Raw genomic sequence first — 18,853 nt, 5'->3', positions numbered from 1 at the left:
GCGAAAGTCTGTTTTACCCTCCGCAAAGCCCTTCCCCAAGGGGAAGGGCTTTGCGAGTCAGCGCTGTATCATCCCGCTCTAATCGTGATCCTTGCGCCCGAAGTCGGGCCGCGCATCGTCCTGCCCGATGGCGACGATCCCGCGCCGGATCGCGCGGGTGCGGGTGAACCAGTCGAACATGGTCTCGCCGTCTTCCGCGCGGATCGCCTCGCGCATCAGCGCCAGATCGGTCAGGAAACGGTCGAGCATTTCCAGCACCGCCTCGCGGTTGTTGAGGAACACGTCGCGCCACATGGTCGGGTCGGAGGCGGCGATGCGGGTGAAATCGCGGAAACCGCCTGCCGAGAACTTGATCACCTCGCTGCGCGTGACCTGCTCAAGGTCGCTCGCGGTGCCGACGATGGTATAGGCGATCAGGTGCGGGATGTGGCTGGTGACGGCCAGCACGCGGTCGTGGTGGTCCGGGTCCATGGTTTCGACGAGCGCGCCGAGCTCCTCCCAGAACGTGACGAGCGCCGCGACCTTGGCCGGGTCGGCATCCTCGGGCGGGGTGACGATGCACCACCGGCGGTGAAACAGCGAGGCAAAGCCCGCGTCCGGCCCGGATTCCTCGGTGCCAGCCACCGGGTGCGCGGGGATCACGGTGTGGTGTGGCAAGGCTTCGCTCAGCGCCCCGAGGATCGACTGTTTCGATGAGCCGACGTCGCTGACGATGGTTCCTTCGCCCAAGGCCGGGGCAATGGCGCGCGCGGCCTCGCCCATCGCGCCCACGGGCACGCACAGGATTACCAGATCGGCCCCGGCGACAGCCTCTTGCGGATCGTTGGCAACCACGGCGACAAGGCCCCGCTCGCGGGCCCTTGCCCGCACCTCGGGGTCGGCGTCGTAGCCGCTGGTGGCGATGTTGGGCAGGTGCTCCTGCACCGCCAGCCCGATCGAGCCGCCGAGAAGGCCGAGGCCGATGATGGCAACGCGTTCGATAATCATGTCGCGCCCTCCGCGGCCTGCCGCAGCGCGATGGCGATGGTCTGCATCTGATCGGCGGTGCCGATGGTGATGCGCAGTGCCTGCGGCAGGCCTTGGCCCGGCAGATGGCGCACGGCAAAGCCCGCCTCGCCGATGGCGGCCATGGCCTGGGCAGCGCTCAGCGCGCCTTCGAACAGCACCAGCACGAAGTTCGCCTCGCTCGGCACCACGCGCAGGCCAGCGTTGCCGAGCGCGGCCAGCTCATCGCAGAAAGCAGCGCGCACGGCGGCATTGTGCTCGCGCGCGGCAGTGATGAAGGCCTGATCGCCCAGCGCGGCCAGGGCCACCGCCTGCGCGCCGGAATTGACGTTGAACGGTCCGCGAATGCGGTTGAGCGCGCCGATGATCTCAGGTGCGCCATAGCCCCAGCCGACCCGCTCGCCCGCGAGGCCATAGGCCTTGGCAAAGGTGCGCGTGACCAGCACGTTGGCTGCGCGGGTGGCGAGTTCGATCCCGCCGTCCTCGTCCTCTGGCGCGACATATTCGGCATAGGCCTGATCGAGCACCAGCAGCACGTGCGGCGGCAGCCCTGCGTGGAGGCGCGCCAGTTCGTCGCGGCTGAGGTAGGTGCCGGTCGGATTGTTGGGGTTGGCGAGGAACACCACCTTGGTGCGCGGCGTGACCGCGCCTAGCAGCGCTTCGATATCGGTGCCATAGTCGGCGTCGGGCGCTTCGACCGGTTCGGCTCCGCAGCGCCTTGCCGCGATTTCATAAAGCGAGAAGCCGTAGCGCACGTAAAGCACTTCGTCGCCCGGCCCGGCAAAGGCGCTGGCGGCAATGGTGAGCAGCTCGCCCGAGCCGGTGCCGCAGACGATCCGAGCCGGGTCAATTCCGTGCAGTTCGCCCAGCTTGGTGCGCAGCGCGGTGCTGTCGGGGTCGGGGTAAAGCGAAGGAACCTGCGCCTCGGCGCGCGCGGCGAGCGCCGCCGGGCTGGTGCCGAGCGGGTTCTCGTTGGCCGAGAGCTTGATGAGCGGCTTGCCATCCGCCCCGCCGGACTTGCCGGGGATGTAGGCGTGAATGGCGGCAATGTTCGGCTTCATCTGAGGCCGGTCGGAGGCGTCTTGCTGAGTCACGCTACGGCGCATAGCGTCAGCGCGCCGCGAATGACAGCCAGTGATTGGCCGCACCCGATTGACAGCGGCGGGGTGCTTCGACAGGGATCGGCGCACGATGGCCACATTGTCTGACCTCTCGCTCAACCGGCTGGCGCTGCCTGCGCCGCTTCCGCTCGACAGCGGGCGCGAGCTGCCGGGTGTGGAACTCGCCTACGAAACCTATGGCGAGCTGGCGGCGGACAAGAGCAACGCGATCCTCCTTTTCCACGCACTGACGATGGATCAGTTCGTGGCGAGCGAAAACCCGCTGACGGGCAAGCCGGGCTGGTGGCACGCTTCGGTCGGGCCGGGCAAGGTGATCGACACCGACCGGTTTTTCGTGATCTGCGCCAATGTGATCGGCGGCTGTATGGGCTCGACCGGGCCTTCGAGCCCGGGCCCCGAAGGCAAGCCCTGGGGCATGGATTTCCCCGTCATCACCATCCGCGACATGGTCCGCGCCCAGGTGGCCATGCTTGACCAGCTCGGCATCGGGCGGCTGCACGCGGTGGTCGGCGGATCGATGGGCGGGATGCAGGCGCTGAGCTTCGCGGCGAATTATCCTGATCGCACCGGGCGGGTGCTGGCGATTGCTACCACCGCGCGGCACTCGGCGCAGAACATCGCCTTCCACGAGGTTGGGCGGCAGGCCATCATGGCCGACCCCGAATGGCAGGGCGGGGCTTATTACGATGGCGGCAAGGGGCCGGAGAAAGGCCTGTCGGTGGCGCGGATGGCCGCGCATATCACCTATCTCTCCGAAGCGGGGCTGACCGAGAAATTCGGCCGCCGGTTGCAGGATCGGGCCTCCAAGACCTTCGGCTTCGATGCCGATTTCCAGATCGAGAGCTATCTGCGCTATCAGGGGCTGAGCTTCACCAACCGGTTCGACGCCAACTCCTACCTCTACATCACCCGCGCGATGGACTATTTCGATCTCGCCGAAGAGCACGGCGGAATGCTCGCGGATGCCTTCCGCAAGAGCGACGCGCGCTTCTGCCTGATCAGCTTCGATACCGACTGGCTCTATACCACCGCCGACATGCGCGAGGTGGTCCATGCGCTGAACGCCGTGGCCGCGCCGGTGAGCTTTGTGGAGCTGTCCGCGCCGTTCGGGCACGACAGCTTCCTGCTGGATGTGCCCGCGCTTGACCGGGTGATGAAGGGGTTCCTCGAATGACCGCGCTGCCCGAAGGCTATGAGCTGACCGCCGATCAGAGCCGGATCGATGCGCAGGCGGCCCATGCCTATCTGGCGCGCTCGTACTGGTCGCCGGGTATCGCGCTGGAAAAGGTTGAGCGCGCGCTTGCCAATAGCCTGTGCGTGGCCGTGTTCCATCGCGGCGAGCAGATCGCCCTAGCGCGCGCCATCAGCGACAAGGCGACCTTCGCCTGGCTGGCCGATGTCTATGTGCTGGAAGACCATCGCGGGAAGGGCCTTTCGAAGGCGATGGTCGCGGCCTTGCTGGCGCACCCCGAGTTGCAGGGCCTGCGCCGCTGGGCTTTGAGCACGCTTGACGCGCACGAGCTGTATCGCGGCTTCGGCTGGGATACGCCCGCCTATCCCGAGCGCCTGATGGAGAGGATGGCACCCGGCGCTCATGCTCCCGCGGTGGTGCAGGCATGACCTTGCGCGCCGACCTCGCCAAGATTGCCGAACTGGTGCCGGCCGGCGTGCGTGTGCTCGACGTGGGCTGCGGCGATGGCGAACTGATGGCCGAAATGCGCGATGCCAAGGGTATCGATGCGCGCGGCATGGAGATCGACGCTGCCGAGGTCGAGCGAGCGGTGGCGCGCGGGCTCAGCGTGATGCAGGGCGATGCCAATCGCGACCTTGCCGACTATCCTGACCAGGCTTTCGATGTCGCCATCCTCAGCCAGACTTTGCAAACCGCCGAGCGGCCCGACTGGTTGCTCGACCAGTTGCTGCGGGTGGGCAAGGTGGCCTTCGTCAGCTTTCCCAACTTTGCCTACTGGCGGATGCGGTTGAGTCTATTGTGGACCGGCAGGATGCCCAATTCGCGGCATTTGCCGGCCAATTGGTACGAGACTGCGAACATCCACCACACCACGATTTTCGATTTTCTGGAACTGGTCGGCGAACGCGGCATCCGCGTGGAGGGGAGCTGGTTCTTCGCTGCCGGGCGCGAAATCGGTGGCGCGAATGCCAACTGGCGCGCCGAACACGCGGTGTTCCAGCTAAGCCGGTAACAAGGGAGGCTAGTCATGCCCGACGCCGAAAGTTTTTCCGGGTCCTGCCTGTGCGGCGCGGTCAAGTTCACCGCCCAGATTGCGCAGCGCGAGATGGCGGTTTGCCACTGTTCGATGTGCCGCAAGTGGTCGGGCGGAATGTTCTTTGCCGCCGAGGCCGAGCAGATCGCCTTTGAGGACGAAACTCAGCTGGGCGTCTATTCGTCGTCGGACTGGGGCGAGCGGTGCTTCTGCAATGCCTGCGGGACCACGCTGATGTGGCGGGGCAAGGATGGCAGCCACACGGCTCTCGCGGTCCCGACGCTCGACCGCGCGCCGGAGTTTGCGCTCACCACGCAGATCTTCATCGACGAGAAGCCGGATAGCTACGACTTCGCGCAGACCACCACCAACCTGACCGGGGCCGAGGTCTTCGCGATGTTCGCGCCGCCGAGCTGAGGCTCAGGCGACCTTCAGCACCGAATCGTCGCGGGCGAGGCACCACAGGCTAAGCCCCGCAGCCTCGGCGCGGGCGACGGCCATCGAGGTCGGCAGGGAAATGGTGACCAGCGTGGTAGCCCCCGCGCGCACCGCCTTCTCGACAATCTCGTAAGAGCAACGCGCGCTCGAAAGAATGAACCCTTCGGCCGGGTTCTGCCCCGCAACGGCGAGCGCGCCGACCAGCTTGTCCATCGCATTGTGGCGGCCCACGTCCTCGCGCGCGTGCAGGATAGCGCCGTCACTCGCGCAGAAGGCGGCGGCATGGGCAGCGCCGGTCGCTTTCGTGAGCGGCTGGTGGTCGCGCAGCTTCGCCAGCGCGCGGAAGATCGCCGCACTTTCGAGCGGAGTATGTTTTGCCACTTGCGGCAGGGGCTTGGCGACTGCCTCAAGGTTCTCGATACCGCACAACCCGCAGGAGCTTTCCGCTACCCGTGTGCGCACCCGCTCGGTCAGCTTTTCGATCCCGAGGCCGGAGAGCTGCGCGCGCGCGATCCAGCCTTTCTCGACCTCCACCACGGCCAGATCGGCGATGTCGTCAACCGACTGCGCCAGTCCTTCGGTGAGCGCGAAGCCGCGCGCGAAGTCTTCAAGGTCGGATGGGGTTGCCATCATTACCGCATAGGCGAGACCGTTGAATTCGAGCGCCACCGGCACTTCGGGCACGAAATCGCGGCTCAGCAGGATGGTGCCGCCCGAGAGCCCGAACTGGGTGACCTGTCTTGTTGCCATATCAGACCGAATACCCGCTCGTCCTGAGCTTGTCGAAGGGCTGCCTTGAGTTCCAGACAGGCGCTGGAGGAAAGGCAATCATCCGACAAGCTGAGAACGAACGTTGCGTGTGGGGCCGCTCAACCCGCGTCGTTGTGCCCGACTTCGTCGACCTTATTGAACTCGGTCGCGCCGGTCTGCGGGGGCGGATTCGCCCCTTTGGCCAGCTTCTCCACCGCCGCCGCCGCAATCGGCGACAGCTGCCCCCAATCGTCGCCAAAGATCCCCGCCTTCATGCGAGGATCCCAGAACTTGTTGATGTGGTCGGCGGTGGCCAGCACGGCGTTGTCGTGCCCGATCGCCTCGAAGTTGCGGGCGATCTGGTCGGCCATCCGGCGCAGCTTGTCGGTGCTCATTATTCGGCAGGCTCCACGGTTTCGATCCGGCGCGCCATGGCGGCGAGATCGGCATAGTCTTCCTGCCAATCGGTCGGCCCATTGCTGGGCGTGACCTGCACCGCCGTCACCTTGTATTCGGGGCAGTTGGTGGCCCAGTCCGAGTTGTCGGTGGTGACGACGTTGGCTTGCGTGTTGGGGTGGTGGAAGGTGGTGTAGACCACGCCCGGCGCCACCCGATCAGTGACAAGCACACGCAGCGTCGTCTCGCCCGAACGACTGGCCAGCTTCACGAAGTCGCCGGTGCTCACCATGCGGTTTTCGGCATCGGTCGGGTGCATTTCGAGGATGTCCTCCTCGTGCCAGATGTTGTTGCCGGTGCGCCGGGTCTGCGCGCCGACGTTGTACTGGCTGAGAATACGGCCCGTGGTCAGCAACAGCGGGAAGCGTGGGCCGGTCTTCTCGTCGGTCGGCACATATTCGGTGACGACGAACTTGCCTTTGCCGCGCACGAAACCTTCGACGTGCATGATCGGCGAGCCCTGCGGGGCCTTGTCGTTGACCGGCCATTGCAGCTGCTCGTTGGCGTCGACACGGTCCCAGTTCAGTCCGGCAAAGCCCGGCGTGAGGCGCGCGATCTCGTCGAGAATCTGGCCCGGATGCGTGTAGCTCCAGTTGCAGCCGATGGCGTTGGCCAGCAGCTGGGTGACTTCCCAGTCTTCATAGCCGTTGGCCGGTTCCATCACCTTGCGCACGGCCTGCACGCGGCGTTCGGCATTGGTGAAGGTGCCGTTCTTCTCGAGGAACGTGCTTCCCGGCAGGAACACGTGGGCATAGTGCGCGGTCTCGTTGAGGAACAGGTCGTGGACGATCACGCAGTCCATCGCGGCCAGGCCAGCGGAGACGTGCTTGGTATCGGGGTCGGACTGGAGGATGTCCTCGCCCTGGATGTAGATCGCCTTGAAGCTGCCATCGACTGCGGCATCGAGCATGTTGGGGATGCGCAGGCCCGGTTCCGGGTCAAGCTTCACGCCCCAGTCGTTCTCGAACAGCTCGCGCACGTCGGGCTGCGAGATGTGGCGATAGCCGGGCAGCTCGTGCGGGAAGCTGCCCATATCGCAGGCGCCCTGCACGTTGTTCTGGCCGCGCAGCGGGTTCACGCCCACGCCTTCGCGGCCGATGTTGCCGGTCGCCATGGCGAGGTTGGCAATCGCCATCACGGTTGACGAACCCTGCGAGTGCTCGGTCACGCCGAGGCCGTAGTAGATCGCACCGTTGCCGCCGGTGGCGAACAGGCGCGCGGCTTCGCGCACGGTTTCCGCCGGAACGCGGGTGACGGCTTCGAGGAATTCGGGGCTGTTCTTTTCCTGCGAAACGAACCGCGCCCAGTCCTGATACTCATCCCAGTCGCAACGCTCGCGGATGAAGTCCTCGGCGGCGAGGCCTTCGGTCACGATCACGTGGGCGATGGAGGTCAGCACGGCGACATTGGTGCCGGGCTGCAAGGGCAGGTGATGCGCTGCCTCGATGTGCGGCGACTTCACGAGGTCGATCCGGCGCGGATCGACCACGATGATCTTGCCGCCTTCGCGCAGACGCTTCTTCATGCGGCTGCCGAACACGGGGTGCGCGTCGGTGGGGTTGGCACCGATCAGCAGGAACACGTCGGTCTTTTCCGCCGAATCGAAGTTCTGCGTGCCGGCGCTGGTGCCGAAGGTGGTCGAAAGGCCGAAGCCGGTCGGCGAGTGGCAGACGCGGGCGCAGGTGTCGGTGTTGTTCGAACCGAACCCGGCGCGGATCAGCTTCTGGACGAGGAACGTCTCCTCGTTGGTGCATCGGCTGGAGGTGATGCCGCCCAATGCGCGCGCGCCATGCTCGGCCTTGATTTTCTTGATCTTGGTTGCGGCGAAACCGATTGCTTCGTCCCAGCTCACTTCGCGCCAAGGATCGGTGATCTTCTCGCGCACCATCGGCTTGGTGATGCGGTCCTTATGGTTGGCATAGCCCCAGGCGAAGCGGCCCTTCACGCAGGAGTGGCCGTGGTTGGCCTTGCCATCCTTCCACGGCACCATGCGGACGAGCTGCTCGCCCTTCATCTCGGCGCGGAACGCACAGCCCACGCCGCAATAGGCGCAGGTGGTGACGACCGAGCGCTCGGGCTTGCCGATCGCGGTCACGCTCTTTTCCATCAGCGCCGAGGTCGGGCAGGCCTGCACGCAGGCACCGCAGGAGACGCACTCGGAGGAGAGGAAGTTGTCTTCCTTCTGGCCCGCCGAGATGACGGAGGCAAAGCCGCGGCCATCAACGGTCAGCGCGAAGGTGCCCTGCACCTCGCCGCAGGCGCGCACGCAGCGCGAGCAGACGATGCACTTGTCAGGCTGAAACGAGAAATAGGGGTTCGACTTGTCGTCGACGGTGCCGAGGTGGTTCTTGCCCTCATAGCCATAGCGCACATCGCGCAGGCCCACGGCGGCGGCTTCGTCCTGCAGTTCGCAGTCGTTGTTGGCGGAGCAGGTAAGGCAGTCGAGCGGGTGATCGGAGATGTACAGCTCCATCACGCCCTTGCGCAGCTTTTCAAGGCGCGGGGTCTGGGTCTCGACCTTCATGCCATCGGCGGCGGGCGTGGTGCAGGAGGCAGGCGTGCCGCGCGCGCCCTCGATCTCGACCAGGCACAGGCGGCACGAGCCGAAGGCCTTCACGTTGTCGGTCGCGCATAGCTTGGGGATGTGGCCGCCCGCCATCGAGGCGGCGCGCATCACGCTGGTGCCTGCCGGAACGGTAACGTCGCGGCCATCGATGGTCAGCGTGACCTGCTTGTCGGACTGCACTTCCGGTGTGCCGAAATCCTGTTGCGGTTCGTAACCCATGCTAATGCTCCAATGCCGCGAGGTCCGCGGGCGTATTGATGTTCGCAGGCGTCGAGGCACTTTGCACACCGCGCGCATTGGCGGCTTTGGCAAAGGCTATCATCGAGTGGCGTCCTTCACTCTGGAGGATGCGCTCAGCAATCGATGCGGCGTCTATATTCCAATGCCCTATAACGGGCTGTTTTTCAAGATAGGCGCTGGCTGGCGACAGAAGTTCAAGAAGGTTCTGCGGCAGGCCGACGCTGTCGACCGATGTTGTGAGCACCGAGGCGAATTGTTGATCTCGCGCATGATTGAGCGCGCCGGCCACTCCGCCGAGCGGCCCCATGCCGGGACGCGGGGTGTCGGGCACACACTCAACCCCAAGCGTTTCTGGGCCTTCAGTGCGGCCCACGATCACCACCTTGTCGCACAGCTGCGCCAGCGCTTCGACGGCGCGTTCGAGCAGGCTGCGGCCATCCAGCACGGCGAGCGCCTTGTCGCTGCCGAACCGGGTGGACATGCCGCCTGCAAGGACCGCACCGAGGATCATTAGTCAGCCATTTCCGCCGGAACTTCGCTTTCGCCGAAGAAGTCCTGCGGCCAGTGCTTCAAGGCGCTCATCACCGGGTAGGGCGTGAAGCCGCCCAGCGCGCACAGCGAGCCAAACTTCATCGTTTCGCACAGGTCGGTCAGCAGGCCGACTTCCTCGGCAGCCTCGCGGCCCTTGTCCTTGGTGGTGTTGTGCATCTGCGGGCGCAGTTCGAGTATGTCGCGCTGGCGGCCGCCGGTGCGGATGCGGTCGATCACCTCGACCCCGCGCACCGCGCCGATCCGGCACGGCGTGCACTTGCCGCAGCTTTCCGCCGCGCAGAACTCCATCGCGAAACGGGCCATCTCGCCCATGTCGACGCTCTCGTCGAACACGGTGATCCCGGCATGGCCGATCAGCGCATCGGCGGCGGCGAATTCTTCGTAGCCGAACACGAGATCGAACTGGTCGGGGTGGATATAGGCGCCAAGCGGCCCGCCCACCTGCACCGCCTTCACCGGCTTGCCCGTGAAGGTGCCGCCGCCGATCTCATTGACCAGCTCGCCCAGCGGCAGGCCGAAGGCGACTTCGAACAGTCCGCCGTGCTTGATATTGCCCGCCAGTTGGATCGGCATCGTGCCCTTAGAGCGATCAACCCCGAGCCGCGCATATTCCTCCGCGCCGCCTTCGGCGAGGATGTGCGGGATGGCGGCGATGGTCAGCACGTTGTTGACCACGGTCGGCTTGCCCATGAAGCCTTCGAGCGCGGGCAGCGGCGGCTTGGCGCGCACTTCGCCGCGCTTGCCTTCGAGGCTGTTGAGCAGGCTGGTTTCCTCGCCGCAGACATAGGCACCTGCGCCCATGCGCACTTCCATGTGCAGCGGCGCAATGATCGGCTCGGCCCGGCGGATCGCCTCTTCCATCTTGGCAATGGCGTGGGGATATTCGCTGCGGGTGTAGATATAGGCGGTCTGCGCGCCCACGGCATAGGCGGCAATCGCCATGCCCTCGATCAGCTGATAGGGATCGCCCTCCATCAGCATCCGATCGGCAAAGGTGCCGCTGTCACCCTCGTCGGCGTTGACGACGATATATTTGCGGTCGGACTTGGCCTCGGCCACGGTCTTCCACTTGATGCCGGTGGGGAAGCCCGCGCCGCCGCGACCGCGCAGGCCGGAGGCGAGTACTTCCTCGATCACCGCCGCCGGTTCCATCGTGCGTACGCGCTTCCACGCCTGCCAGCCGCCGGTGTCCTCATAGTCGTCGATGCTGGTCGGACGGGTCTTGCCGGCACGGGCGAAGGTCAGACGCTGCTGGCGGGCGATGAACGGGTGTTCTTCGATAACGCCGATACCCTTGTCGCTCGATCCGTCGAGGATCGCATCGACATCGTCGAGCGTGGCCGGGCCAAAGCCCTTGCCATCGATCTCGACCATCGGTTCGAGCCACTGCATTCCCCAGCTCGACGTGCGGTGGACCTCGCAGCCCTTGTCCTCGAAGGCCTTGGCGAGCTTGTCGGCACCGCCGGCCAGGGCCAGCGCGTCATCGGAAATCTTAACTAGCGTCATACGTTTTCGATCAGCTTGGTGATCGCCTTCTCGTCGAGCCGGATATGGAGGTCATCGCCGGTGCGCGCGGCGGGGCCGGCGCTGCACAGGCCAAGGCAATAGACCGTCGACAGTTTCACGCGGCCACCCGCCGCAGCTTCGGCAGCGCCCATCAGCTGCTCGACACCGTTGGCCTTGCAGGCCTCCGCGCGGCAGATCTGCACCACGGGGCGCGGGTCGGCTTCGGGGGTGTAGTCGTGATAGAAGCTCACCACGCCATGGATATCGGCACGCGTGAGGTTGAGGCCCTTGGCCAGCATTTCCTCGGTTTCGGCATCGACGCAGCCAAACTCATGCTGGATATCGTGGAGGATCGGCAGCAGCGGCCCCTCCTCATGCGCGTGCGCGGCGATGATCTCGCCAATGCGCTGGCTCTTGTCGCTCATGCTTTCAGTCTTTCTGCATGCCACGCAACATGATCGGCCATGAAGGTGGAGATGAAATAATAGGAGTGGTCGTACCCCTCCTGCATCCGGATCGTGGCGGACATTCCTGCCGCCGCCACCGCCTCTTCGAGCAGGTGCGTCTTCAGCTGCTCTTCAAGAAAATTGTCGCCGGTGCCTTGGTCGACCAGAATATCGGGCAGGCGTGCGCCGTCTGCGATCAGCGCGCAGGCATCGTATTCGCGCCATGCAGCCTTGTCGGCTCCGATGTAGCCGGTCAGCGCCTTCTCGCCCCAAGGGCAATTGAGCGGCGAGACGATCGGCGCAAAAGCGGAGGTCGATTTGTAACGCCCCGGATTGCGCAAGCTGATGGTGAGCGCGCCGTGCCCGCCCATCGAGTGGCCGGTGATGCCCTGCCGATCCATATCGACGGGGAAGTTCTCGGCAACCAGCGCAGGCAGTTCGTTCTCGACATAGTCGCGCATGTGGAAGTGTGTTGCCCACGGCTCCTGCGTGGCGTTCACATAGAAACCCGCGCCTTTGCCGAAGTCGTAGCCTTCGTCGTCGGGCACGTCGTCACCGCGCGGGGAAGTGTCGGGGCAGACGAAGACGATACCATGCTCGGCACAGGCGGCACGGTATTCGCCCTTTTCCATGACATTGGCATGGGTGCAGGTGAGCCCGGAAAGATAAAACAGCACCGGCAGCTTCGCGCCCTCGGCATGCTCCGGCACATAGACCGCGAAGGTCATTTCGGTGCCGGTGGCGCTGCTGGCGTGCTTGTATACGCCCTGCGTGCCGCCATAGGCGCGGTTGGTGCTGACTGTTTCCAGGCTCACGAAATGCTCCTCAGTCCATCCGGTGAAGGGCGCACAGCTTGTGGCCATCGGGATCGCGCAGATAGGCGAGATAGAGCTTGGTCCCGGCCATATCGCGCACGCCCGGTGCATCTTCGATTGCGGTGCCGCCAGCAGCGGCGCCGGCGGCGTGCCAGGCGTCGGCCTGCTCGGGATTATCCATGGCAAAGCCGATGGTGCTGCCGTTCGAGGGGGTGGCCGGTTCGCCGTTGATCGGCTTGGTCACGAGGAAGGCGCTGCCATTGTGGACGTACATCAGCCGCCCCTTGGGGTCGTAGCTGCCCGGCTCGCCGCCGATGGCGGTGAACACGGCATCGTAAAAGACCTTGGATTTTTCGAGGTCGTTCGATCCGACCATCATGTGGCTATACATTCTTGGATTACTCCTTCGCTCAGCGCGGACCGGTGTTTACAGCAAAGGCGCATAGCTTGTGGCCTTCGGGGTCGCGCAGATAGGCACCATACATGTTGCCGGGCGAATTCTCACGGAAACCTGGCGCGCCCGCATCGGTGCCGCCATTGGCGAGGCCGGCAGCGTGCCATGCGTCAACCTGATCGTAATCGGCGGCGCGGAAGCCGAAGGTGAAGCCGTTCATGCAGGTCGCTTCCTCGCCGTTGGCGGGCGTGGCGACGATGAAGGTGCCGTTCTCGCTGGGGTATGCGGTGCCGATCGGCATGTCGTGCCCGACATGGCCCAACACGCTCATGGTGGCGTTGTAGAACTTGCGGGCAGCATCGACATCGTTGGTGCCGACGAAGACGTGGTTGAACATGGCTTGGGTTCTCCTCTCAGGCTGCCCGTTAACGGCGCGCGTGACTCGGTTTATCGCATAGCCGAAGTTTTCGGCCTTGTGAAAGAATGAATGCGTGAACTGGCAGATTGGGCTGGCGCAGCAGGGCGAAGCCTGCCGCGCTTCTAGGCCTGTTCCTGCTCGTAAACCACGCAGAGCTTGTTGCCGGTCGGATCGCGTAGATAGGCGACGGTGACCGGTTGGCCAGTGGCCGGTGACACGCGCTCTGCCGGATCGCCTTCGCAAGCCGAGCCGCCATTGGCGAGCCCGGCGGCATGCCAGGCATGGACTGCATCGGCGCTGGGCGCAAAGAAACCGAGCGTGCCGCCGTTGGCATGGGTCGCCTTCTCGCCATCGATCGGCCGCCCGATAATGAACAGCTGACCTTTGTGCCGGTAGACAAACCGGCCTTTCGGGTCAGCCGTGCCAGGGCCGACCCCGATGGCGGCGAAGGTCGCATCGTAGAAGACGCGCGCCGCCTCGGGATCGTCTGCCCCCAGAACCATATGGCGGAAAAAACCGGTCATCGGGCGATCTGGCTCAGAAAACCACCACCGAGCGGATCGACTTGCCTTCGTGCATCAGGTCGAAGGCGGTGTTGATCTCTTCGAGGCCCATCACGTGGGTAATCATCGGGTCGATCTCGATCTTGCCCTGCATGTACATGTCGACGATTTTCGGAACGTCGGTGCGGCCCTTGGCCCCGCCGAACGCGGTGCCGCGCCAGTTGCGGCCCGTCACCAGCTGGAACGGGCGGGTGGCGATTTCCTTGCCTGCTTCGGCCACGCCGATGATGACCGAGGTGCCCCAACCGCGATGGCAGGCTTCCAATGCGGTGCGCATTACATCGGTGTTGCCGGTGGCATCGAAGGTGTAGTCCGCGCCGCCATCGGTCATCTCGACGATCTTGGCGACGGTGTCCTCGCGGCTCATGCCCTTGGTGTTGAGGAAGTGGGTCATACCGAACTTGCGGCCCCATTCCTCGCGCTCGGGATTGATGTCGACGCCAACGATCATGTTCGCGCCGGCCAGCCGGGCACCCTGGATCACGTTGAGGCCGATCCCGCCGAGGCCGAACACGACGACATTGTCGCCAACCTGCACCTTGGCCGTGTTGGTGACCGCGCCCACGCCAGTGGTCACGCCGCAACCGATGTAGCAGGCGCTCTGGAAGGGCGCGTCTTCGCGGATCTTGGCGACGGCGATCTCGGGCAGCACGGTGAAGTTCGAGAAAGTCGAACAGCCCATGTAGTGGTAAATCGGCTGGCCCTTGTACGAAAAGCGGGTGGTCCCGTCGGGCATCAGGCCCTTGCCCTGCGTGGCGCGGATCGCGGTGCACAGGTTGGTCTTGCCGCTGAGGCACGACTTACACTGGCGGCATTCGGGCGTGTAAAGCGGGATCACGTGATCGCCCGGCTTTACCGAGGTGACGCCCGCACCCACTTCGCGCACCACGCCCGCGCCTTCGTGGCCGAGCACCGAGGGGAAGATCCCCTCGCTGTCGTGCCCGTCGAGCGTATAGGCGTCGGTATGGCAGATGCCGGTCGCCATGATCTCGATCAGCACCTCGCCCTCCTTCGGGCCTTCGAGGTCAAGCTCGACGATTTCGAGCGGCTTCTTCGCCTCGAAGGCGACGGCTGCGCGGGTTTTCATGGGGATAGTCTCCTAAATTGTCAGTCGAGCGGGGTGTCGGAGGGAAGATCGGCAGCACCGACCATTTCGTCGCCGTCCCGTTCGGGCAGCATCAGGAACAGCACCAGAGAGATCACCGAGCCCATGGCCATGATGATCGAGACGGTGAGCAGTTCCGAATTGCCCAGCAGCGTGAACAGGGTGCCCGCCAGCAGCGGACTGCCCGCCGCACCAAGGCGGCCGATCCCAAGCACGAAGCCGGTGCCGGTGGCCCGGGCATAGGCCGGGAAGCCGCGCGCGAAGGCGGCATAGTAGCCCGAGATCGCGGCATTGGTGAAGAAACCGGTGATGATCGTCGCCCACTGCCAGGCATCGAGCGAATCGCGGCCAAGGCCGAAGCTGGCCACGGCGACCGAGCCGAGCAGCAGCATGAGCGCAGTCGGCCAGCGGATGCCGAGGCGCGCCATCACGAAGCCGAACAGCGCCGAACCGAAGAACCCGCCGACATTGGCATAGGTAAGAACGGTGGCAGCTTCCGAAGGCGGATAGCCCGGCGGGTAGTCGGCCACGATCTGCACCGCGAACTTCAGGATGTAATAGAAGGTGATGGTGTGGAACATGTAGCCGAAGGCCAGCAGCAGCGTGACGGGGCGCAGCTGCGGGTTCGACAGGATATCGGTGACCTTGGGCCGGTTCGCCGAAAGGTCGATCGCGGGCAGGGCGTCGATTGGCGGTTTGCCGTAGGCGGTGAGCGTCTTGTTGACGCCCGCAACGTTACCTTTGCCCGCGTTGTACGCTGCCGTTTCCGGGACCAGAATATACAGGATGGGAATAAGAGCAGCGGTGACGATGGCACCGAAGTCGAACACACCGCGCCAGCCATAGGCATCGAGCAGCCATTCCGACGCGGCAATACCGCCAACGATGGCACCCAGCGGATAGCCTGCCACGTAGACTGCAATGGCGGCCTTGCGCCACTTGCTGTTAGTGCTTTCGGCGGTCACCGCATTGGTCGCGGCTAGCATGCCGCCGATGCCGATGCCCGTGATGAAGCGGAAGATCACCAGCGGCGTCACCGCATTGGCGTGCCCTGCGGCCCACATGCCTGCGGCCATGAACAGCAGACAGACCAGCATCGTATTCTTACGGCCATACTTATCAGCCGCACCGCCCAGCAGCACCGAGCCGAAGCCCATGCCGACCAGCTCTGCCGAGAGTACCACACCCAACGCCGCGCGCTCGATGCCCCATTCGGCTGAAATGCCCGGCGCGGCAAAGGCGCTCGACAGCACGTCGAACCCGTCCAGCGCGTTCAGCATCACCATCAGGACGACGACGATCCACTGGCGCACCCCCATCGGCGTATCGTTGATAACAGTGATCGGGTTCGTGCCCCCGCCCGGTGCAGCCATGGTTCGCTTACCTCTCCTAATTTCGCGCGGACTATTCGTGGATTCGCGCGAGCATTTCCACCAATTTCTTGACTTCGTCCGGAGTGAACCGGCTCTTCAGCCAGCGTTCGTGCTCCTCGATGCAGGCTTTTGCCTCTTCCAGTGCCTTCTTGCCCGCATCGGTCAGGTGGAGCAACTGCTTGCGGCCATCGGAAGGGCAGCGCTCGCGCCACAGAAAGTCGCGCTCCTGCATCCGGCTGACGATCGACATCGCGGTTGCCCGGTCCATACGCAACCGGTTGCCCAATTCGCTCTGCGCGATGCCGGGCATTTCGGCCACCAGCCACAAGGTGCTGACCTGCTTCTGCGTCAGCCCGAGCGCGGCAAAGGTTTCGGTGAAATGACGATAGACCGCCCCGTGCGCGAGGCGGATATGAAAGCCCAGCACAGAGTCGAGCGAAGCCGGGCCATGCCCCGCTGCGTTCTTGCTCTCGATCAATGCAGACTGTGTCAATGTTCCTATCCCGACGACCTTGCCTATTTGTTAGTGAAGCATACAATCAAGCGCAAGGAAGAGGAGTCGAAAGACAAATGGCGCAGTTCCCTGACACCCCCAATTTCACCGGCTTCAACACCCCCAGCCGGATCGAGGCCGATATCGAGGATCTTTCGTTCGAAGGCACGATCCCGCCCGAGATCGACGGCGCGTTTTTCCGCGTGCAGCCCGATCCGCAGTTCCCCCCGCTGCTGGGCGACGATATCGCCTTTAACGGCGACGGGATGATCACCCGTTTCCACATCCACGATGGCCAGGTCGATTTCAAACAGCGCTGGGCCAAGACCGACAAGTGGCACGCCGAACGCAAGGCGGGCCGCGGGCTGTTCGGCAAATATCGCAATCCCCTTACGGACGATCCCGAGGCCGAGGGTGTCATCCGCTCGACCGCCAACACCAACGCCTGGATCTATGCCGGCAAGCTGTGGGCGATGAAGGAAGACAGCCCGGCGCTCGTGATGGACCCGGCGACGATGGAAACCGACGGCTTCGAAACCTGGGAAGGGGCGATGAAATCGCAGACCTTCACCGCACATCCCAAGATCGATCCGGCCACGGGCAACATGGTCGCGATCGGCTATGCCGCATCGGGCCTGTGCAGCGAGGACGTTTCCTACATGGAGGTGGCGCCGGATGGCAGCCTTGTGCGCGAAAAGTGGTTCAAGGTGCCTTACTACTGCATGATGCACGACTTCGGCGTCACCGAGGATTATCTCGTGCTGCATATCGTGCCGTCGACCAGCAGCTGGGAATATCTGGAACAGAAGCGCGAACATTTCGCCTTCGACACCACCAAGGAGGTCTACCTCGGGATCATCCCGCGCCGCGACGATCTGAAGGACGAAGACATCCGCTGGTTCAAGCGCGACAACTGCTTCGCCAGCCACGTCGTCAATGCCTGGCAGGAAGGATCGAAGGTCCACTTCGTGATCCCCGAGGCGAAGAACAACATGTTCCCGTTCTTCCCCGACATTCACGGCGCGCCGTTCAACGGCGTCGAGGCAATGAGCAAGCTGACCCGCTGGACCGTCGACATGGCCTCGAACGGCGAGGAGTTTGCCGAGATCGAGCAGCTCACCGAAACTGCCAGCGAGTTCCCCCGGATCGATGATCGTTTCACGGGTAAGAAGAACCGCTACACCTGGGGGCTGGAGATGGACATGAGCCGCCCCAACGAGCTGAAGGGCGGCAGTGCTGGCGGGCTCCTGATGAACTGCCTGTTCCTGAAGGACCTCGAAACCGGCGCCGAGCAGCATTGGTGGTGCGGCCCGATCTCTTCGTTGCAGGAGCCGTGTTTTATTCCCCGTTCGAAGGATGCGCCCGAAGGCGATGGCTGGATCGTGCAGGTCTGCAACCGGCTGGCCGATCACAATTCGGATCTGCTGATTTTCGATGCGCTCGATATCGGGAAGGGTCCGGTGGCGACGGTCCATGTGCCGATCCGGCTGCGCTTCGGACTGCACGGCAACTTCGCGCTGAGCGAAGACATCGGCCTTAAGGCGAAGACGCCCGAACCGGCCTGACCCGGTCTCCAGCGCCCCCGCTGCTGCCGCGTGAGGAGCGGGGGCGGGTTCGCCCCACCACGCACGGCCATGCGCGACCTTTGACTACGGTCGGGCATGGCTTTTGCTTTCCTACGGCTCGGCTTCTGCGCTGTCGGTGGGGCCATGCAAGCTGCTCACCCCAATTTCCTGCCGCGTGCTTTCATCCGACAAAGTGTCAACATCGCGCCGATAGCCCAAAGCCGCGCAAAAGCTGGCGTTGTCCGCAAAGCCGAAGATGGCGCGGTGTCACCTTTGTCATCTTCGGCTTTTGCAGACTTTCTCTTGCCGTGCCGCCTTCAGCGCCTAGAACTGATGGCAAAAGGAGAAGGCTGCATATGATCGAACCCGGATTGGAATTTGTTTACGAGGCGGGCGGCGAGCTGGAGGCTCCGCGCGAGATTGGTCCGGTGGTCGATGGTACGCGCCGGATCATTCCGATCTGCGATGGCGGCTATGTCAAAGGCCCTAAGATCAGCGGCAAGCTGATGGGCAATTCGGCTGACTGGCAGCTTACCCGCCCCGATGGCGTAACCGTGGCCGACGCGATCTACGCCATCGAGACCGATGACGGGGTGATCATCCAGATCCGCAACAAAGGCCTGCGCCACGGCCCGCCCGAGGTGATGGACCGCCTGCGCCGCGGCGAAGAGGTCGACCCCAGCGAATACTATTTTCGCACTATTCCCGAATTCATCGCGCCGGCTGGCCCCTACGAGTGGATGAACCGCTCGATCTTCATTTGCTCGGGCGCGCGTTTTGCTTCGTCGATCAAGCTGTGGGTCTGGCGCGTGACCTGACCGC

22 protein-coding genes are annotated in these 18,853 nt (G+C 64.4%); 7 read left to right on the top strand and 15 right to left on the bottom strand.

Features of this window, described 5'->3' with window-relative positions; translation table 11 throughout:
* Positions 1 to 78: 78 nt before the first annotated feature.
* Both E0473_RS07500 and E0473_RS07495 read right to left on the bottom strand, forming a co-directional pair.
* A complete protein-coding gene (locus tag E0473_RS07500) occupies positions 79 to 987 on the bottom strand; it encodes a prephenate/arogenate dehydrogenase family protein (RefSeq protein WP_137680259.1) in 909 nt (302 codons plus the stop codon).
* Entirely contained in the window at positions 984 to 2,066 is a 1,083-nt protein-coding gene (locus E0473_RS07495) for a pyridoxal phosphate-dependent aminotransferase (RefSeq protein WP_241657456.1), read from the bottom strand. Before E0473_RS07495 ends, E0473_RS07500 begins: the two co-directional genes overlap by 4 nt.
* Before the next feature lie 130 nt (positions 2,067 to 2,196).
* Here E0473_RS07495 and metX point away from each other — a divergent pair, with 130 nt between their 5' ends.
* From metX to E0473_RS07475, 4 genes are read left to right on the top strand one after another with little or no spacing between them, the layout of a single operon-like run.
* Complete coding sequence (metX, locus tag E0473_RS07490; protein ID WP_137680257.1) at positions 2,197 to 3,300, top strand: homoserine O-acetyltransferase MetX; 1,104 nt, start codon at positions 2,197 to 2,199, stop codon at positions 3,298 to 3,300.
* On the top strand, positions 3,297 to 3,746 hold the full coding sequence (locus tag E0473_RS07485) for a GNAT family N-acetyltransferase (protein WP_137680256.1): 450 nt from the start codon (positions 3,297 to 3,299) through the stop codon (positions 3,744 to 3,746). Before metX ends, E0473_RS07485 begins: the two co-directional genes overlap by 4 nt.
* Positions 3,743 to 4,330, top strand: a complete 588-nt coding sequence (metW, locus tag E0473_RS07480; protein ID WP_137680255.1) for a methionine biosynthesis protein MetW — start codon at positions 3,743 to 3,745, stop codon at positions 4,328 to 4,330. The genes E0473_RS07485 and metW overlap by 4 nt, the downstream gene beginning before the upstream one ends.
* A 15-nt stretch (positions 4,331 to 4,345) precedes the next feature.
* Positions 4,346 to 4,768, top strand: a complete 423-nt coding sequence (locus E0473_RS07475; protein WP_137680254.1) for a GFA family protein — start codon at positions 4,346 to 4,348, stop codon at positions 4,766 to 4,768.
* 3 nt (positions 4,769 to 4,771) lie between these two features.
* On the opposite strand, the gene fdhD is transcribed toward E0473_RS07475, so the two are convergent.
* From fdhD to E0473_RS07410, 13 genes are all read right to left on the bottom strand, one after another.
* The gene (gene fdhD / locus E0473_RS07470) at positions 4,772 to 5,539 is read right to left on the bottom strand and encodes a formate dehydrogenase accessory sulfurtransferase FdhD (RefSeq protein WP_137680253.1); all 768 of its coding nucleotides are present in this window, start codon (positions 5,537 to 5,539) and stop codon (positions 4,772 to 4,774) included.
* A gap of 119 nt (positions 5,540 to 5,658) precedes the next feature.
* On the bottom strand, positions 5,659 to 5,934 hold the full coding sequence (locus E0473_RS07465; protein WP_161981545.1) for a formate dehydrogenase subunit delta: 276 nt from the start codon (positions 5,932 to 5,934) through the stop codon (positions 5,659 to 5,661).
* Positions 5,934 to 8,780, bottom strand: a complete 2,847-nt coding sequence (fdhF, locus tag E0473_RS07460) for a formate dehydrogenase subunit alpha (protein WP_137680252.1) — start codon at positions 8,778 to 8,780, stop codon at positions 5,934 to 5,936. Before fdhF ends, E0473_RS07465 begins: the two co-directional genes overlap by 1 nt.
* Position 8,781: 1 nt before the next feature.
* On the bottom strand, positions 8,782 to 9,312 hold the full coding sequence (mobA, locus tag E0473_RS07455; protein ID WP_137680251.1) for a molybdenum cofactor guanylyltransferase: 531 nt from the start codon (positions 9,310 to 9,312) through the stop codon (positions 8,782 to 8,784).
* Positions 9,312 to 10,859: an NADH-ubiquinone oxidoreductase-F iron-sulfur binding region domain-containing protein gene (locus tag E0473_RS07450; protein ID WP_137680250.1), complete on the bottom strand. Its 1,548-nt coding sequence runs from the start codon at positions 10,857 to 10,859 to the stop codon at positions 9,312 to 9,314. Before E0473_RS07450 ends, mobA begins: the two co-directional genes overlap by 1 nt.
* Positions 10,856 to 11,284, bottom strand: coding sequence for an NAD(P)H-dependent oxidoreductase subunit E (locus tag E0473_RS07445; protein ID WP_137680249.1), 429 nt, complete (start codon positions 11,282 to 11,284; stop codon positions 10,856 to 10,858). Before E0473_RS07445 ends, E0473_RS07450 begins: the two co-directional genes overlap by 4 nt.
* The gene (gene fghA / locus E0473_RS07440) at positions 11,281 to 12,120 is read right to left on the bottom strand and encodes an S-formylglutathione hydrolase (RefSeq protein WP_137680248.1); all 840 of its coding nucleotides are present in this window, start codon (positions 12,118 to 12,120) and stop codon (positions 11,281 to 11,283) included. The genes E0473_RS07445 and fghA overlap by 4 nt, the downstream gene beginning before the upstream one ends.
* 10 nt (positions 12,121 to 12,130) lie before the next feature.
* Entirely contained in the window at positions 12,131 to 12,511 is a 381-nt protein-coding gene (locus E0473_RS07435) for a VOC family protein (RefSeq protein WP_137680247.1), read from the bottom strand.
* A gap of 19 nt (positions 12,512 to 12,530) precedes the next feature.
* Positions 12,531 to 12,911: a VOC family protein gene (locus E0473_RS07430; RefSeq protein ID WP_137680246.1), complete on the bottom strand. Its 381-nt coding sequence runs from the start codon at positions 12,909 to 12,911 to the stop codon at positions 12,531 to 12,533.
* Between the two features lie 143 nt (positions 12,912 to 13,054).
* Positions 13,055 to 13,456 carry a VOC family protein gene (locus E0473_RS07425; RefSeq protein WP_137680245.1) on the bottom strand — a complete coding sequence of 134 codons (402 nt, stop codon included), beginning with the start codon at positions 13,454 to 13,456 and terminating at the stop codon, positions 13,055 to 13,057.
* A 13-nt stretch (positions 13,457 to 13,469) separates the two neighbouring features.
* Positions 13,470 to 14,582: an S-(hydroxymethyl)glutathione dehydrogenase/class III alcohol dehydrogenase gene (locus E0473_RS07420; protein ID WP_137680244.1), complete on the bottom strand. Its 1,113-nt coding sequence runs from the start codon at positions 14,580 to 14,582 to the stop codon at positions 13,470 to 13,472.
* Positions 14,583 to 14,602: 20 nt separating this feature from the next.
* A complete protein-coding gene (locus tag E0473_RS07415; protein ID WP_137680243.1) occupies positions 14,603 to 15,973 on the bottom strand; it encodes an MFS transporter in 1,371 nt (456 codons plus the stop codon).
* 31 nt (positions 15,974 to 16,004) lie between these two features.
* Positions 16,005 to 16,466 carry a Saro_0803 family transcriptional regulator gene (locus E0473_RS07410; RefSeq protein WP_241657394.1) on the bottom strand — a complete coding sequence of 154 codons (462 nt, stop codon included), beginning with the start codon at positions 16,464 to 16,466 and terminating at the stop codon, positions 16,005 to 16,007.
* 77 nt (positions 16,467 to 16,543) lie between these two features.
* Here E0473_RS07410 and E0473_RS07405 point away from each other — a divergent pair, with 77 nt between their 5' ends.
* The 3 genes from E0473_RS07405 (at position 16,544) to E0473_RS07395 (ending at position 18,849) form a co-directional block, all read left to right on the top strand.
* On the top strand, positions 16,544 to 18,031 hold the full coding sequence (locus E0473_RS07405; protein ID WP_137680241.1) for a lignostilbene-alpha,beta-dioxygenase: 1,488 nt from the start codon (positions 16,544 to 16,546) through the stop codon (positions 18,029 to 18,031).
* A 96-nt stretch (positions 18,032 to 18,127) separates the two neighbouring features.
* The gene (locus tag E0473_RS07400; RefSeq protein WP_137680240.1) at positions 18,128 to 18,391 is read left to right on the top strand and encodes a hypothetical protein; all 264 of its coding nucleotides are present in this window, start codon (positions 18,128 to 18,130) and stop codon (positions 18,389 to 18,391) included.
* A complete protein-coding gene (locus tag E0473_RS07395) occupies positions 18,388 to 18,849 on the top strand; it encodes a DUF3237 domain-containing protein (RefSeq protein WP_137680239.1) in 462 nt (153 codons plus the stop codon). The genes E0473_RS07400 and E0473_RS07395 overlap by 4 nt, the downstream gene beginning before the upstream one ends.
* Positions 18,850 to 18,853 lie beyond the last annotated feature (4 nt).

The organism is Aurantiacibacter suaedae (assembly GCF_005434915.1).
Taxonomy (GTDB): Bacteria; Pseudomonadota; Alphaproteobacteria; order Sphingomonadales; family Sphingomonadaceae; genus Alteraurantiacibacter; species Alteraurantiacibacter suaedae.
This window is presented reverse-complemented; position numbering and strand designations above follow the sequence as displayed.

What these genes read in the sequence shown, in the direction of transcription:
- E0473_RS07500 (WP_137680259.1), bottom strand. Translation starts at nt 987, where the DNA reads ATGATTATCGAACGCGTTGCCATCATCGGCCTCGGCCTTCTCGGCGGC.
- E0473_RS07495 (WP_241657456.1), bottom strand. Translation starts at nt 2,066, where the DNA reads ATGAAGCCGAACATTGCCGCCATTCACGCCTACATCCCCGGCAAGTCC.
- metX (WP_137680257.1), top strand. Translation starts at nt 2,197, where the DNA reads ATGGCCACATTGTCTGACCTCTCGCTCAACCGGCTGGCGCTGCCTGCG.
- E0473_RS07485 (WP_137680256.1), top strand. Translation starts at nt 3,297, where the DNA reads ATGACCGCGCTGCCCGAAGGCTATGAGCTGACCGCCGATCAGAGCCGG.
- metW (WP_137680255.1), top strand. Translation starts at nt 3,743, where the DNA reads ATGACCTTGCGCGCCGACCTCGCCAAGATTGCCGAACTGGTGCCGGCC.
- E0473_RS07475 (WP_137680254.1), top strand. Translation starts at nt 4,346, where the DNA reads ATGCCCGACGCCGAAAGTTTTTCCGGGTCCTGCCTGTGCGGCGCGGTC.
- fdhD (WP_137680253.1), bottom strand. Translation starts at nt 5,539, where the DNA reads ATGGCAACAAGACAGGTCACCCAGTTCGGGCTCTCGGGCGGCACCATC.
- E0473_RS07465 (WP_161981545.1), bottom strand. Translation starts at nt 5,934, where the DNA reads ATGAGCACCGACAAGCTGCGCCGGATGGCCGACCAGATCGCCCGCAAC.
- fdhF (WP_137680252.1), bottom strand. Translation starts at nt 8,780, where the DNA reads ATGGGTTACGAACCGCAACAGGATTTCGGCACACCGGAAGTGCAGTCC.
- mobA (WP_137680251.1), bottom strand. Translation starts at nt 9,312, where the DNA reads ATGATCCTCGGTGCGGTCCTTGCAGGCGGCATGTCCACCCGGTTCGGC.
- E0473_RS07450 (WP_137680250.1), bottom strand. Translation starts at nt 10,859, where the DNA reads ATGACGCTAGTTAAGATTTCCGATGACGCGCTGGCCCTGGCCGGCGGT.
- E0473_RS07445 (WP_137680249.1), bottom strand. Translation starts at nt 11,284, where the DNA reads ATGAGCGACAAGAGCCAGCGCATTGGCGAGATCATCGCCGCGCACGCG.
- E0473_RS07435 (WP_137680247.1), bottom strand. Translation starts at nt 12,511, where the DNA reads ATGTATAGCCACATGATGGTCGGATCGAACGACCTCGAAAAATCCAAG.
- E0473_RS07430 (WP_137680246.1), bottom strand. Translation starts at nt 12,911, where the DNA reads ATGTTCAACCACGTCTTCGTCGGCACCAACGATGTCGATGCTGCCCGC.
- E0473_RS07425 (WP_137680245.1), bottom strand. Translation starts at nt 13,456, where the DNA reads ATGACCGGTTTTTTCCGCCATATGGTTCTGGGGGCAGACGATCCCGAG.
- E0473_RS07420 (WP_137680244.1), bottom strand. Translation starts at nt 14,582, where the DNA reads ATGAAAACCCGCGCAGCCGTCGCCTTCGAGGCGAAGAAGCCGCTCGAA.
- E0473_RS07415 (WP_137680243.1), bottom strand. Translation starts at nt 15,973, where the DNA reads ATGGCTGCACCGGGCGGGGGCACGAACCCGATCACTGTTATCAACGAT.
- E0473_RS07405 (WP_137680241.1), top strand. Translation starts at nt 16,544, where the DNA reads ATGGCGCAGTTCCCTGACACCCCCAATTTCACCGGCTTCAACACCCCC.
- E0473_RS07400 (WP_137680240.1), top strand. Translation starts at nt 18,128, where the DNA reads ATGGCTTTTGCTTTCCTACGGCTCGGCTTCTGCGCTGTCGGTGGGGCC.
- E0473_RS07395 (WP_137680239.1), top strand. Translation starts at nt 18,388, where the DNA reads ATGATCGAACCCGGATTGGAATTTGTTTACGAGGCGGGCGGCGAGCTG.